Source organism: Nocardia sp. NPDC004568 (genome assembly GCF_040609955.1).
Classification (GTDB): domain Bacteria; phylum Actinomycetota; class Actinomycetes; order Mycobacteriales; family Mycobacteriaceae; genus Nocardia.
The window spans coordinates 47231-61141 of the sequence record NZ_JBEXLL010000010.1; the positions used below are offsets into that span (position 1 = coordinate 47231).

Genomic DNA, 13911 nt, shown 5'->3' on the forward strand with positions numbered 1-13911 from the left:
GGAGGTGCGCGGCGATGTCTCAGGGATGAATGACGGTCACGGGGGCGTGGGGCAGGCCGAGCGAGTCGCCGAGGCCCGTGGACCAGGCGATGATCGCGGGCCGGTCGCGCAGATCGCCATAGCGTCCGACTCCCGTGAGCCGGTGGAGGGCACGAGCCTCGAACGACACCCCCAGGCGTTCGTAGTACTCGGCGCACGTCCGGTAATCCCGGGCGGTTTCGGCGAAATAACGGGTGGAACCCACCTCGGTGGCATAGAGGACTGCGATATGCGGGCGCTTCGGTGTCATGTCCTCAGGGTCCAACGAGTCGCGGTACGGGAGGAGGGTCCTGGTACCCCCGCCGCCGGGACCATGGACCCGAGCGGAGGCGGCGGGGCCGCGCCGGGCATTCGGCACCAGCCTGTGGAGGTACTGCCGGAGGACACTGCGACAGGTGACTTTCGCCTGTCTCGGCGCGCGCGGGCGGCCGCGAAGCTGGGAAGCGGAGCACCTGCCCGCAATCACCCCGGGGCGGGGTGTATGCCGCGGCCTTCCCCTGCCGACGGGCGCGGACCGATTCGAGAGCGAGGACGTGTTATGAGCGGGATTCACCCCGATGCCGAGGCCGTGCGTGCAGCTCTCGCGCTGGCCGTCCGCGCCCCATCGGTGCACAATACGCAACCCTGGCAATGGCGGGTGGGTGACCGGACAGTGCACTTGTACGCCGATGAGAGCCGACGGTTGGCCTGCGCCGACCCGGACGGGCGCGACGAAATCCTCAGTTGCGGCGCCGCGCTGCACCATTTCCGGGTCGCGGCCAAATCCCTCGGCTGGCGGACGATCGTGCACCGCGTACCCAACCCCGCCGATCCGGCGCACTTGGCCGCGATCGAATTCGCCCATGTGACTCCGACCGCGGACGACGAGGAACTGGCCCGGGCGATCAACCGCAGGCATACCGACCGCCGACGGGTTTCGTCGTGGGAGACTCCACCCGGCGATCTGGCCACGCTGCTGGCCGCGGGCACCGAGGAGGGCGCCGAGGTCCGGGAGATCACCGCCGGCCCAGGGCGCGGCGCCCTGATGTCGGCATTCACCCGTGCGGCCGGGCAGCATCGCAGTGACCCCTCGTACCGGGCGGAGCTGTCGATGTGGAGCGGGCGGCACGCGTCCGACGACGGAGTGCCCGCGCGCAATGCGGTACCGGTCGCGGACGACGATCCGTTCACCCGGGAGTTCGCGGAAGCCTCTCTCAGCGAAGCCGGGGTGCGGGAGATGACCCAGGGCGGCAGTCTCCTCTTGATCCACACCCCCGCGGATGATCGTCTGTCCCGGCTACGGGCAGGCGAAGCCGGGAGCGCTGTACTGCTCTCGGCGACCGTTCTGGGAATGGCGACCTGCCCCATGAGCGAGGCGTTGGAACTGCCCGATACCCGGGCGGCGGTACAGCGCGATGTTCTCGACGGTATCGGGTTCGCGCAATTGATCATTCGCGTCGGCTGGGCGGAAGTCGCCGCCGGCACCGTGCCCGTCTCGCCCCGCCGCCCGCTCGCCGAAGTGGTCGGCCGGCTGCGGTAGCCCACGACAGCGGTCGATGGTTCCGGGCCGTGGTTTCGTGCCGCGGCGTGGGCCGGGCCGGAGGCAAGCCTGTGCGGGCGGGGCGACTGATCGCATTGTGTGCTTTTCCGCTGCGTTGGACTCGCGACCCGGACGTGGACGAGCCCGAAGCCGAGTGGCTGCGTGCCGATGCGGAGTGGGTGCGGTACGAGACCGTGCCTCTCCGTCGGCTCCCGGCGTATCGAGGAAAGCGACTATCCGAGGCCGGCCATGATCCGGTCGTGTGTCGATTTCCGGACCGGATCAGGCTGAGCCGGCGGCGGGTGTGCTCACCCGGGACGGCAGATGAGCACCGGGCACCTCGAATGACGGAGTAGGAACATGACAGTCGGGCCGGGTGCCGCCGACGCACCGGTTGCGCGCCGGTCGCCGACGACCAGAAGCTGGGCCGTTGCCGATCTGCGGGCCAGGACATGTGCGAGCGAACCGGCGACGGTGGTTTCGTTCGACCTGACCGCAGGATGTTCGCGGGCCATCCCCGCCATCGAGCCGGAGATCCGAGACGGCGGTACCACGGCCGCGGCGCCGTACCGACCGCCGGGCACACCCCACCGGGGGCGTAGTACCTCGAGGCCCGCGCCGAGTGCTTCCGCCAACTCGAATCCCTGGACCAGCGCCGGCACTGTCGACTCACTGCCGTCGAACGCGGCGACCACCGGCCGCTCCCGCGGGATCGGATGGCCCGGCATACCCCGCCACACGGCCACCGGGGAGTATGCCCGTGCGACGACGCCCGTCGTCGTCGGGCCTGTCCGCCTCTCCCCGAACGCCGTCTGGGCGCCCACCACCAGCATCCGGGCTCGGCGGCTGCGCTCCGTGAGGACCGCCGCGGCCGACCCGGTGGCGATTTCGGTGGCCGGATCCGCGACGGCGGGTGCGGAGCAGGTGCCGATGATCAACGCGGTCCGGCGGACTACGACCGCCGGGTCCGGGTCCGCGAGGCGTGGCCCGTGGAACCATGGTCGCGTATCTGGGGTATGCCGGTGCCCGGGACCAGGAAGGACGTGTACGACCAGAAGAGGGGCGTGCAGTGCTCCGGCGATATATGCGGCCCAGCGCGCGGCGTTCAACGACGCGGACGAGCCGTCGGTACCGAGGATCACCGGAGGTACCCGGTCGTCCCCCAGCCATTCGTCCACGGTTACGGTGGCGCCGGTACTCGGCACGACTCGTCATCGCCCGGTATTCGCATGGCGTCCTCCGAACGCATGGCCTCGAATGTCCGGCTGCCCGACCCGGTGCAGCGGTGAGACCAGCGTTCTCCGACGCGGGCCTGCGGGCAAGAGCCCGATGTCGGAGGCGCCGGGGCCGTAAGTCCTCCGGACGACCGCGGGCCCGGGTCGACCCGCGCGCTGCTCGACCCCCGGTCGTCCGAATCGGTGACCTTTGCCTCTGCCGGCCGTGCGGCGACGGGCGCGACAGTAGGGAGGTCGGCTCCGCAGGGAACGACTCCGACCGATGAAGGCGGCTGCGCATGGGTGCTCGCGAGTCCCATATGACCCAGTCGGACCTGTTCACCTGGAGCATGGAACAGGACCCCGCGCTGCGGTCGACAATCGTCTCGGTACTGGTCCTCGACTCGGAACCGGAGTGGGACCGGCTGGTCCGCGTCTTCGACCGGGGGACACGCGTCGCGCCCGGTTTCCGCCATGTACTGGCCGCGGCGCCGCTCGGGCTCACCCCGCCGCGCTGGCAATACGACGCGGACTTCGATCTCTCCTGGCATCTCCGGCGCATCGCCCTACCGCCACCGGCGGATCAGGCGGCGGTGCTCGGATTCGCCCGCAACGAGGTGATGACAGCGTTCGATCCGGTGCGACCACTGTGGACCTTCGCACTGCTGTCGGGCCTGCCCGGCGGCGGAAGCGCGGCGGTGCTGAAAGTTCATCACAGCCTCACCGACGGCGTCGGCGGTATGCAGATCGCCACGGAAGTACTGGACTTCACCCGGGAGGGGGCCGAGCGCGGCCCGGTGCGCGAACGGGAACCGCAGCGGGCGGCGCCGGTCGCCGATGTACTCGCGTGGAACTGGTCCGCCGGATGGGGGTTGGTGCGGGGTGGCGTCTCCGCGGCCGCCACCGCATCGGTGCGTGCCGCGGCCGATCCGGTGGGGGCCGTTCGTGACGGTGCCGCGATGGTTTCCTCACTGGCTCGCCTGGCCCGTCCGGTTACCGAGACCCTGTCGCCGGTGATGACCGGGCGCGGACTCGGCCGGCGGCTGACCGTGCTGGAAGTGCCACTCGCCCAGTTGGAAGACCCCGCGGTTCGGGCGGGGTGCACCGTCAACGACGCTTTTCTCACCGCGCTGTTGCTCGGGTTGCGTTCCTACCACCGGCGTTACGATGTGTCGCTCACCCGGGTCCGGGTGACCGTGCCGATCAGTACCCGGACCGCCGACGACCCGCCCGGCGGCAACCGCATCACCCTGGCCAGGTTCGCCGTTCCCACCGGCACCGACGATGTCGGAGAACTGATGTGGGTGGTGCGCGACCTCGTCGAGCGTTGGCGCCGGGAACCGGCCATCCCCTGGTCCAGCGCGGTGGCGGCGGTATTCAACCGGCTTCCCACGGGTGCCGTCGCGCAGATGCTCAGGCATGTCGACTTCGTGGCCTCGGATGTGCCCGGCTCGCCGGTTCCGCTGTATCTGGCGGGCGCGGAGGTCGAGCGGATACACGCCTTCGGGCCCACCATCGGCACCGCGTTCAACGCGACGCTGATCTCCCATAGGGGAACGTGCTCGGTGGGGATCGACGCCGACACCGCGGCGGTGCCGGATCTACCGGAGTTCACCGAATGCCTGGCCTCCGGCTTCCGCAAGGTGGCCGCGTTCGCGCCACACCGGGACCCGCGTCGCGACGGGGTCGTGGCGGGCTCCGTCGAGCATTCGGGCGCGTCGTGAACGAGCTACGGCCGCTCGATACCGGATTCATCGAGCTGGAGGACGCCGACCGGCGGATCAGTCTCGGCATCGCGGTGACCGCGGTGCTGGCCGGCCCGCCCCCGCGACGTGAGGAGTTCGCGGCCCTGCTGACCGCGCGAATCGCCGGAATGCCCCGGATGCGCCAGCGGGTGCGCCGCACCGTGCTCGACCTTGCCGCACCGGAATGGGAAGACGACCCGGCTTTCGATCTCGGCCATCACCTGCGGTGGACGGCACTCCCGCGGCCGGGACAGGACAGCGCGCTGTGTGAGTTGGTGGCGGCCGAGATCGAGGAGCGACTCGACCGGGATCGTCCTCTGTGGGAGTGCGTGGTGGTGGAGGGCTTGGCCGACGATCGCTGGGCGGTGATCCTGAAGGCCCATCACAGCCTGGTGGACGGCGTCTCGGGACTGGCTGTGTTCGAAACCCTCTGCGATCCAGGACCGGTGGACGACGCGCCGGCGCGTCGCGGCCGCCCGGTGCGGAAACGGCCGGAACACGCGGGGTGGGCGAAGCTGCCCACAGCGTTACCCGCGGCGGTGTTCGGTACCGTCCGCAGCCTCGTTCCGGTCGGCGCCGCGGTGCTCCGGCAGGGGCCGGTGTCGTCGCTGAACGGTCCGATCGGGCACCGGCGCCGATATACCGCGGTGCGTCTGCCGCTGCCGGTGGTCTCCGCTATCGGTGCCGCTTACCACGTGACCGTCAACGATGTCGTGCTGGCCGCGATCACCACGGGATACCGGGAACTGTTACGCGGACGCGGCGAGGAGCCGGCGGCACACCCGCTACGGATTCTGGTCCCGGTCTCCATGCGCTCCGGTCACGCGAAATATGTCATGGACAACCGGGTCTCGGCGGTGCTGCCCGACCTGCCCGTCGACCGTGCCGACCCGGTCGACCGGCTCCGTGTGGTCCACATGACCATGAAAGCGCACAAGTCGGGCGGCGCACCCGGCGCCGAACACCTCGTGCTGAAGCTGGCGCGCGGGCTGCCGTTCGCCGCTGTGGCATGGACGCTGCGGCTCGTGGCCCGGTTTCCCCAGCACGGGGTCGCGGGCCTGGCGACGAATGTGCCCGGCCCCCGGCATGCGCTCACCCTGCGGGGCCGGCCGGTACTGGAACTCTTGCCCGCGGTGCCGATCGCCATGCGCCTCCGTACCGCCATCGCGATCCTGAGCTATCACGATCACCTGGTGTTCGGCATCACCGGCGACTACGATTCCACCCCTGATATCGACGTGCTCGCGACAGGAATCCGCGGCGCCGTGCGGGAACTCGCCGCGCGGGCCGGTTGCGGTATGGCGGCGGACGCCCCTCCGGACCGGACACCGTCCCGCCCACCGGCGCCGGAACCCCGGTCGCCCGGCAGGCGGTGATCGCGGACCTTGCGCGCCCGCTGCGGCCGGGACCGGCTCCCGGCCGCGGGCGGCAGCGGAAAAACCGGTTGCCGGCGCACCGGCCGGGCTACGGTCGGCTGGTGCACACCTCGCCGTGGAACACTTCCGTCTTCATGGTCCGGCCGTTCCGGCCTCGGGCACAATGTCCGGGCCGGGCTGCCCGGGATCAACCGGTGAGATCTCCCGGATCGTCCGCACTCGGTACAGGCGACGGTGGGTAACGCGGTCGGGACCAAGGGTGAGTCGATGAATGACAGCAAAACACTGCGGGCCTGGTGGAACGACCCGGTCGACTACCGCTGGCTGGTGCGCACGCTGGCGGCGCGGTCGGCACTGGGTCCACTGAAAGTGCTGGTCGGCGTCGCGGGCGCGGCGATCGCGGTGATGGGTTCGGTGATCGCGGGTACGCCGGTGGGGCCGGCCGGTGATCCCGGACTCGCTTCGACGGTCGGGGTGCTGTGCGGGACGCTGTGGGCGCTGCGCTGGTGGCTGCTGCCCTGGCCGGGCAAGACCGAGTCGCTGGCACTGATCGGCGGCGCGGATGTGTTGTTCACAGTGGAGTTCCTCCAGGTGCCGGATCGGCTGTTCGGGGCGATGGGGGCGGTGCTGCTGGTGGTCACCGGCAGTTATCTGGGCTTCTTCCACAGTGCTCGGGCCCTGGCGGCGCATTCGGTGTGGTCGTTGCTGTCGGTGATCGTGTTCTCGGTGCGGATCGCCACCGGGGGCGGCGATATCCGGCTGGCCTGCGCGGTCGGGCTGCTGCTGTTCGTCTCGGTGGTCAGCGCGCTGCCCGCGTTGCAGATCCTCTATTGGCTGTTGCGCACCGAATCGCTGTCGGACCCGCTGACCGAACTGCTGAACCGCCGGGGTCTGGAGATCCGGCTGCCGCAGTTGGTCGACCGGTTTCCCGCATTCTGCGTCATGAGCTTCGACCTGGACCGGTTCAAGAGCGTGAACGACACCTGGGGCCACCGCGTCGGCGATACCGTCCTGGTACGGACCGCTCGGCGGTTGCACGACGCCGCGGGGGAGACGGCGGTGGTGGCGCGGACGGGTGGCGAGGAGTTCGTGGTGGCCGCACCGATGGACGCGGCGGCCGCGCGCGTCGAGGCCGAACGCCTGCGCCGCGCCGTCGCCGACCCGCCGGAGACCGCGGTGGAGGTCACCGCGAGTGTGGGTGTCGCGGTCTTCGACGCCACGATCTGTCCCGGGTGCCCGCGCCCGACCCCGGATCGACTGCTGCAATCCGCCGACGCCGCCATGTACCGGGCCAAACAGTCCGGCGGGAATCTGGTGGTGGTCGACGAACTCACCCCATCGCTGGACCACCACCATCCGGCTCCCGGATCACTCGGGTTGTAGTGCTCCGGCGGCGAAAGTCACGCACGGCCACGAGACGATCGACGCTCCCGCCTCCGTTCGCATACCTGTGCCCGCCGCCCGGCAGCACGAGAACCGGCCGTCCGGGTGATCAGCGCTGGGATATTCCCTGCCACGTCTGCTGGTAGCGGGTGACGGCGTCCGGGATGAGGGCGGCGGTATCGGGGTAGGGCACATCATGAGCCCGTGCCACGGCGCCCTCGATATCGGACAGGGCGGCGGCACAGCCGGTCGACAGCGCCGTCTGCCCCTCGCGGGTGACCAGGAAATCGGCGGCGAGTTTCTCGGTGAAGGCGGGATCCGATTGTGGTCGAAGAACTGGTGCGCTCGTTGGCACCCTCCTCGCGTCGGTACCGCTCTGTTCGGGCGGCGGGAGCCGGGGCCCGCGACGGATTCTTTCCGGTGACCGCCCGTTCCGCCCCCGGCCACCGGCGGTATACAGGGGACATGCCGACTCCGCACTGGCAGCCGTTCCTGATCGCTGCTCCGCTGATCGCGTTCACTCCGGGTGCGAACCAACTGCTGTCGTTGCGCAACGCGGTGCAGCAGGGCACCGTGGATGCCCTGGTGGCCGTGTCCGGCCGGCTGTCGGCCTTCCTGTTCCTGGTGTCGGCGACAGCGGTGGGGTTGGGGGAATTGCTGCTCACCTCCGAGCCGGTGTTCACCATCGTGAAATGGTGCGGTGTGGCGTATCTGCTGTACCTGGGTGTGACCATGCTCTACCGGAGCCGCGCCACCGGCACCCCGGACGTGTCCGGCAACCCGGCGCCGGACACGTCGCCGCTACGCCGGACGCGCCGCCGGCTGATCCGGCAGGAGTTCACGGTGGCGCTCACCAATCCCAAGGCGCTGCTGCTGTTCGCCGCGCTCCTGCCCCAGTTCGTCGACCACGCCGCGGGGGCCGTACCCGCGCAGTTGATCGCCCTGGGCCTCGGCTACCTCGTCGTAGAGTTCGTCGCGGCGACCGTGTACGCGGGGGTGGGTGGAGCCCTCAACTCGTTCGACCTGGCGCCGCGCACCCGGCGCTACCTGGATCGCGGCACCGGCGTCACCATGCTCGTCGTCGCGGGCGGGCTCGCGTTCGCGCGCCGGTGAGCCGGGCGGCGCCGGTCGTACACCGCATCGTTCCGCTACCGGCGCTCACGCGATCCGATGCCGACCCGGCGCAATCCGGGCAGCCACGCGACACCGACCCGGCCGGGGTCGGGTCGTCGACTGTGGTGATCCACGCTGTCGACTTCTCCGGGCCGACGAAACGGTGTGCTCCCGTGCTGCACGAGGCCTGCTCATACCGCACGAGCTTCGGTGAGCTGCCGCTTGCCGCGTTCGCTCGACTCCGCCGCGGGCGCGGGAGCCCGGAAGGCGCGGTCGTACTGGGGCGGGTGCGGCAACCGCGCACCGAGCCGGTCCGCGGCCTGCCGGATCCAGGCGGGGTCGCGCAGCAGGGCCCGGCCGAGGAAGACCGCGTCCGCCTGCCCCTGCGCGATGACCTGCTCCGCCTGCTCGGGGTCGACGATCATGCCGACCGCACTGGTGCGTACCCCGGCTTCGTCGCGTAACCGCGCGGCGAACGGAACCTGATATCCCGGTCGCACCGGGATCGCCGCATCGGGCACGGAACCGCCGCTGGACACGTCCACCAGGTCGACTCCGAGCCGCTCGAGATGCGGCGCGAGCGCGATCGATTCCGCGACCGTCCATCCCGGCCGGGGGTCCTCGGTGTCTCCGGCGAGCCAGTCGGTGGCCGAGAGGCGGAAGAACAGCGGTAGTTCCGCCGGCCATTCGCGGCGGACCGCGGTCACGACCTGGAGCGCGAACCGGATGCGGTTGTCGAAACTTCCGCCGTAGCTGTCGGTGCGGGTGTTGGACTGCGGCGACAGGAACTGGTGGATGAGGTATCCGTGGGCACCGTGGAGTTCGAGTACCTGGAACCCGGCCGCGGCGGCACAGCGCGCGGCGGCCGCGAAATCGTCTACGACGGCGGCGATCTCGGCGATGTTCATCTCGGCGGGGGCGGGCAACCGCCCGAACGGCACCGCGCTCGGCCCCACCGTGGGCCAGGTCCGCTGCGCGCGGTCGGGATCGGGCCACGGCCGCCCGGTCGCCGCCTTCCGCCCGGCGTGTACGAGCTGGATACCCGGCACCGTGCCCTGGGCGCGCAGGAAATCGGTGTGGCGGCGCAGCACCTGGGCCTGCCGGTCGTTCCAGAGCCCGAGGTCGTAGTCGCTGCTGCGGCCGTCGGGGGTGACGGCGGTGGCCTCGACCATGATCAGCGCCGCACCCGCGACGGCCCGGGACCCCAGATGCTGGAGGTGCCAGTCGGTCGCGGTGCCCACGTCGGGGCCGTCGGGGACGGCGGCGAACTGCATCATCGGTGACATCCACGCCCGGTGCGCGAGGGTGATCTCCCGCAGGGTCATCGGGGTGAAGAGCTGACTCATGGCGTGCCTGTTCTGTTGCTCGGTGGGACGCGGAGGATGTGCCCGCTGCCTGTCACAGCGGCGCGAGGCCGAGAAATTCCCGGGCGGACGCGACGAGCGCGGCGTCGGTGACACCGTGAGTGACGGCGAACCGGACGGGATCCGGCTCCGCCATATCGAAGGGATAGTCGCTACCACAGACGATCCGGCCGGCGCCCGCGTGGCCGCGCAGCAGGGTCAGCAGATGGGGATCGTGGGCGACGGTGTCGAACCAGAGCTTCTCGAACGACTCCGCCGGTGGCCGCGTGGATCCGCTCCGGACATCGGCGCGGGCGTGCCACGCGTGAGTCCAGCGGCCGAGCAGCCCGGCCGAGCAGCCACCGGCGTGCACGAAGCAGAGGCGTAGTCGCGGGAGTTCCTCGACGACGCCGCCGAGCAGGGCCGAAGCCACCGCGGTGGCGGTCTCCACCGGGTTTCCGATCAGATTGACCAGGTAGTGGTCCGGCCATTCGGGGCGGGGGAGTTGCATCGGGTGCACCAGCACCGCCAGATCCAGCCGGGCGGCCTCGGCGAGCGCATGGCGCAGCGGACCTCGATCGAGGGAGTCGCTGCCGAGCAGCGGCGGGATCGCGACTCCGGCGATACCCGGTGTGCCGGCGAGTTGTTCGAGCTGCGCGGTGGTCCGGCCGGGAGGGCCGAAAGTGACCATGCCGAGGCCCACCAGGCTGCCCTCCGACGACGCGACGACTCCGGCCAGCGCGGTATTGAACGCGGCGACGTAGTTCTCGGCCTCATCGGCGTCGTGCACCGGGAAGGCGAACGGTGGTGCGGAAAGCACCCGGACGCCGACCCCCGCGCGGCGCATATCCGCGCGGATCGCGGGCACATCGCTCATCGCCGTGGCCCGGATCGACAACGGGACGTTCCCGAGATACAGCTCGCCGTCGCGGTCGTGCAGCCGCCCGAACGGAGAACCCGGCGGCAGGTGGAAGAGTTCGCGCGGCAGCCAGTGTGCGTGGACATCGACGACGCCGGGCGCGATATCGGACTCGATCATCCCCGGCCGCCTTCGGTACCGGCGTGGTTCAGCGGCAGCGGCGGATTCGCGCTGTCGAGGTGTTCGACCGTGGTGAAGACGAGGTCGGTATCGCCGATGTTCTCGATATCGTGCAGTAGATATTCGCCCGGGCCGAAATGGAAGTGCCGGGTCTCGCCGGCCGCGTAGGACACCTCCCGGACGGTGCCGTCGTGGGTGTGCTGTCGGCTGCGGCCGGCCTCGACGGCGGTCCAGAAGTAGTCGAGGACGTGCCGGTGGGCATGCCATCGCTCACCCGGGGCGAGCCGGATCTCCCATACCCGCACCCGGGGCGATTCGCTGAGCAGGGCCGAGCCGACGTGGCCGTCGTAGGCGTGATCGGCGAACTCGGTACGCAGCCAGTCCGGCCAGCTGTCGAAATCGGTGGCGACGAGTTCGCCCGCGATCGGCAGGTCGTCGAGGAACCTGTTGTCGGTCATATCTTCTCCTGTCTCGAAAGGAAGGTGGGTCAGTGCCCCGGCCCGTAGAGGCCGAAGCGCAGGGCGGGATCGCCGGGCGTCCAGGTGTTGGTGAACTGGGAGCGGGTGCCCATCGCCTGTACCCGGGCCAGCAGCGACGCGCTCAGTTCGAGCCGGCCGGGCTCCCATTTCGCCAGGGCCGCGGCGATATGCCCGTCGGCGTCGGCCAGTGCCGAGGCCAGTGCCCAGGCATCCGCCGCGGCCTTCGCGGTACCCGCCGCCGCGTGCGGACGCGCGCTACAGGCGGCATCACCGATCAACGCCACCCGCCCCACAGCGGTGCGCGCGGCGCGACAGTCCGAAACCACCTGGAGGTAGGGCTGCTCCGTCGCGGTGACGACCTCCGCGACGGCCGGCGCCAGCACGGCCGCCGCCGTCTCTTTCATCTCCGCGATGAAGCGATCCTGTACCTGGCCGGGATGGACCGATACCGTCCCCGCGAAACCGCGTTTGTCGAGCAGCAGTTCGGTCAGCTCCGGGCCGGCGGGGACATTGCGGTACCAGACATAGTTCATCAGCCGGTGCTCCGGTCCCGGGCCCTCATCACCCGGGATCGGATACAGCGTGAGATGGGAGTTCGGCACCACGCTGTAGGTGATGGCATCCCCGGTCAGTTCCGATGTGGCCGGGGAGACGTCGCGGACGGGGACGGTCCCGCGCCAACCCACATAGCCGGAGTACTGCAGCGTCGCGTCCGGGTCGAAGTGGGCGCGGGCGACCGAGGTGATGCCGTCGGCGAAGACCACCAGGTCGGCGGTTTCGGTACGGCCGCTGACGAACCGGACGGTGGCCGCGTCGTCGTCCTGATCGAAGCCGCAGGCGAATTCGCCGAGGTGATAGTGCTCGGTACCGAAATCCGCGAGCAGCGCCCGGTAGAAGGTCCCCCACGAAGTGTAGGTCCAGGTGCGTTCCTCCCGGTAGACGACGGTGTTCGCCCGGTCCAGGTACTGCACGTACGAGGTCGATGTACTCAGGTCGGCGAGCTGCTGGGTGCTGCGCTCGGTGAACCAGCGCACCGTATCGGGTTGCAGGACGATGCCGCTGCCGCGCCCGTCGAGGGCGGTCGGCGTGCGTTCGTAGACATCGACGGAGAACCCGAGGTCGCGCAGGAGCAACGCGGTGGTCAGTCCGCCGATGGATCCGCCGACGACGATCGCCCGGGCGCAGTCGTAGGTGTTCATGAGTGGCTCTCTTCTCGGCCCGCGGCCGGTGCGGAGGGATGGGAGGGCTCCGGTGTGCCGGTGGAGACCGGGGGCGGAGGGTCGGTGGGCAACGGTTCGCCGCGGGTCTCGGGCGCGAACGCGAGTCCGACGAAAGCGACGAGGCCCAATGCGGCGATCGCGGCGGTGGCGAGGCCGAGGTCACCGCCGAACCAGGACGTCGCGATCACGCCGGCGACCAGCGGGCCGGCCGCGGTGATCACCCGCCCGACACTGTTGACCACGGCGAGGGCGGTGGCCCGCACGCTCGGTGGGAAGACCTCGGGGCCGTAGATGAAGGTGCCGGACAGGGCGCCGAACAATCCGAAACCGAGTACCGGCATGGCGATGAGGAAGCCGAGATAATCGTGGTCGAAGGGGAATACGTAGCCGATCGCTACGGCCGACAGGACGAAGCTCAGGGCGAAGGTGCGGCGCCGCCCGAGCGCTTCGGCGAGAAAACCCCACGACGCGTAACCGAGGATCCCGCCCGCGTTGAAGAGCATCGAGGCGAGTGCCACCCGGTGGTCGGCGGTGCCGGCGGGTACCGCGGCGTCGTTCGCCGTCATCTGCCGGATGATCTGCGGGTACCAGGTCGAGACGCTCCAGAAGGAGATCAGCGAACCGGTTGCCAGCGCGGTACATACCAGGGTGGGCCGCAACAGCTGCCCCGAGAACAGGCGCCGCAGCACGAATACGTCCTCGCCGGTGGTCTTCTCGCGATCCTTGCGGTGCCTGCGCGCCCGGATGCTCGCTTCGATCTCGGGTGGTTCCGGAACATAGCGTCGGATGAACCAGACCAGCAGCGCGGGAACGACCGCGAGGGCCATCATCATTCGCCAGCCGTGACCGCCGAGCAACGCGTAGGTGGCCGCGGCCACGAAGAATCCGGCGGCGTAGCCGGACATCATGACACCGCCTGCCCGGGCGCGATACCGGTTGCGCCAGGTCTCGGCGATGAGCGCGGCGCCGACGGGTGCCTCGACGCCGGAGCCGACGCCCGCGATGAAGCGCAGGATGCCCATCTGCCACCAGGTATCGGCGAACGCGGCGACCGCGGTGAACACCGCGTAGGTCAGAATGCCGAGGGACAGGACCCGGGTGCGGCCGAAATAGTCGGCGAGCATGCCGAACAGGATCCCGCCGACCGCCCAGCCGAGGAGGAACAGCGCGACGGTGAGGCCGCCGTAGAAGCCGATCGCCGAGCTGTCGGCGGTGATTCCGCTGTGCGGCAGCAGTTCGGACATGGCCGGTCCGAGGACCAGGACATAGAGGCTGCCGGCGAACCCGTCCAGGCCCCACCCGAGGGTGGTACCGACGAGTACCAGCCACTGCATCCGGCTGATCTCGGTGCGCACGGTGCCCGCACCGGTCTGTTGCGTCATCATCGACGCTCCTTCCGCGAAGGTCGCGTGGTCGAAAAAGGGGAGGTGGGCGCGCGGCA

The 13911-nt window shown here is 70.3% G+C and carries 13 protein-coding genes; 5 read left to right on the forward strand and 8 right to left on the reverse strand.

Going from position 1 to position 13911, the window contains the following annotated elements:
• Positions 1-19: 19 nt before the first annotated feature.
• Entirely contained in the window at positions 20-289 is a 270-nt protein-coding gene (locus tag ABZV91_RS07725; protein WP_355237034.1) for a hypothetical protein, read from the reverse strand.
• Positions 290-577: 288 nt separating this feature from the next.
• Here ABZV91_RS07725 and ABZV91_RS07730 point away from each other — a divergent pair, with 288 nt between their 5' ends.
• A complete protein-coding gene (locus tag ABZV91_RS07730) occupies positions 578-1558 on the forward strand; it encodes an NAD(P)H nitroreductase (RefSeq protein ID WP_355237037.1) in 981 nt (326 codons plus the stop codon).
• Between the two features lie 308 nt (positions 1559-1866).
• Here the strand turns inward: ABZV91_RS07730 and ABZV91_RS07735 are convergent, their stop codons facing one another.
• Positions 1867-2763, reverse strand: a complete 897-nt coding sequence (locus ABZV91_RS07735; protein WP_355237040.1) for a universal stress protein — start codon at positions 2761-2763, stop codon at positions 1867-1869.
• A gap of 308 nt (positions 2764-3071) precedes the next feature.
• Between ABZV91_RS07735 and ABZV91_RS07740 the strand changes: the two genes are divergently transcribed.
• The 3 genes from ABZV91_RS07740 to ABZV91_RS07750 all read left to right on the forward strand — a co-directional run bounded on the left by ABZV91_RS07740 (position 3072) and on the right by ABZV91_RS07750 (position 7276).
• Complete coding sequence (locus ABZV91_RS07740; protein WP_355237043.1) at positions 3072-4496, forward strand: wax ester/triacylglycerol synthase domain-containing protein; 1425 nt, start codon at positions 3072-3074, stop codon at positions 4494-4496.
• Positions 4493-5893: a wax ester/triacylglycerol synthase family O-acyltransferase gene (locus ABZV91_RS07745; RefSeq protein ID WP_355237046.1), complete on the forward strand. Its 1401-nt coding sequence runs from the start codon at positions 4493-4495 to the stop codon at positions 5891-5893. Before ABZV91_RS07740 ends, ABZV91_RS07745 begins: the two co-directional genes overlap by 4 nt.
• 267 nt (positions 5894-6160) lie before the next feature.
• Entirely contained in the window at positions 6161-7276 is a 1116-nt protein-coding gene (locus tag ABZV91_RS07750; protein ID WP_355237049.1) for a GGDEF domain-containing protein, read from the forward strand.
• Positions 7277-7385: 109 nt separating this feature from the next.
• Here ABZV91_RS07750 and ABZV91_RS07755 read toward each other — a convergent pair whose 3' ends face one another.
• On the reverse strand, positions 7386-7631 hold the full coding sequence (locus tag ABZV91_RS07755) for a hypothetical protein (protein ID WP_355237052.1): 246 nt from the start codon (positions 7629-7631) through the stop codon (positions 7386-7388).
• Positions 7632-7741: 110 nt separating this feature from the next.
• On the opposite strand from ABZV91_RS07755, the gene ABZV91_RS07760 reads away from it, so the two are divergent.
• Positions 7742-8389, forward strand: coding sequence for a LysE family translocator (locus ABZV91_RS07760; RefSeq protein WP_355237055.1), 648 nt, complete (start codon positions 7742-7744; stop codon positions 8387-8389).
• Positions 8390-8580: 191 nt separating this feature from the next.
• On the opposite strand, the gene ABZV91_RS07765 is transcribed toward ABZV91_RS07760, so the two are convergent.
• Genes ABZV91_RS07765 through ABZV91_RS07785 form a run of 5 tightly spaced genes read right to left on the reverse strand, consistent with a single transcriptional unit; the run spans position 8581 to position 13855 of the window.
• Positions 8581-9735, reverse strand: coding sequence for an NADH:flavin oxidoreductase/NADH oxidase (locus ABZV91_RS07765; protein WP_355237058.1), 1155 nt, complete (start codon positions 9733-9735; stop codon positions 8581-8583).
• 52 nt (positions 9736-9787) lie between these two features.
• Positions 9788-10771, reverse strand: coding sequence for an amidohydrolase family protein (locus tag ABZV91_RS07770; protein WP_355237061.1), 984 nt, complete (start codon positions 10769-10771; stop codon positions 9788-9790).
• Positions 10768-11229: a hypothetical protein gene (locus tag ABZV91_RS07775; RefSeq protein WP_355237064.1), complete on the reverse strand. Its 462-nt coding sequence runs from the start codon at positions 11227-11229 to the stop codon at positions 10768-10770. Before ABZV91_RS07775 ends, ABZV91_RS07770 begins: the two co-directional genes overlap by 4 nt.
• A gap of 29 nt (positions 11230-11258) precedes the next feature.
• On the reverse strand, positions 11259-12449 hold the full coding sequence (locus ABZV91_RS07780; protein WP_355237067.1) for an FAD-dependent monooxygenase: 1191 nt from the start codon (positions 12447-12449) through the stop codon (positions 11259-11261).
• Positions 12446-13855: an MFS transporter gene (locus ABZV91_RS07785; protein WP_355237070.1), complete on the reverse strand. Its 1410-nt coding sequence runs from the start codon at positions 13853-13855 to the stop codon at positions 12446-12448. Before ABZV91_RS07785 ends, ABZV91_RS07780 begins: the two co-directional genes overlap by 4 nt.
• Positions 13856-13911 lie beyond the last annotated feature (56 nt).

Coding starts and splice junctions, on each gene's coding strand:
- ABZV91_RS07765 (WP_355237058.1), bottom strand. CDS start 9,735: ATGAGTCAGCTCTTCACCCCGATGACCCTGCGGGAGATCACCCTCGCG.
- ABZV91_RS07760 (WP_355237055.1), top strand. CDS start 7,742: ATGCCGACTCCGCACTGGCAGCCGTTCCTGATCGCTGCTCCGCTGATC.
- ABZV91_RS07725 (WP_355237034.1), bottom strand. CDS start 289: ATGACACCGAAGCGCCCGCATATCGCAGTCCTCTATGCCACCGAGGTG.
- ABZV91_RS07785 (WP_355237070.1), bottom strand. CDS start 13,855: ATGATGACGCAACAGACCGGTGCGGGCACCGTGCGCACCGAGATCAGC.
- ABZV91_RS07775 (WP_355237064.1), bottom strand. CDS start 11,229: ATGACCGACAACAGGTTCCTCGACGACCTGCCGATCGCGGGCGAACTC.
- ABZV91_RS07730 (WP_355237037.1), top strand. CDS start 578: ATGAGCGGGATTCACCCCGATGCCGAGGCCGTGCGTGCAGCTCTCGCG.
- ABZV91_RS07770 (WP_355237061.1), bottom strand. CDS start 10,771: ATGATCGAGTCCGATATCGCGCCCGGCGTCGTCGATGTCCACGCACAC.
- ABZV91_RS07780 (WP_355237067.1), bottom strand. CDS start 12,449: ATGAACACCTACGACTGCGCCCGGGCGATCGTCGTCGGCGGATCCATC.
- ABZV91_RS07740 (WP_355237043.1), top strand. CDS start 3,072: ATGGGTGCTCGCGAGTCCCATATGACCCAGTCGGACCTGTTCACCTGG.
- ABZV91_RS07750 (WP_355237049.1), top strand. CDS start 6,161: ATGAATGACAGCAAAACACTGCGGGCCTGGTGGAACGACCCGGTCGAC.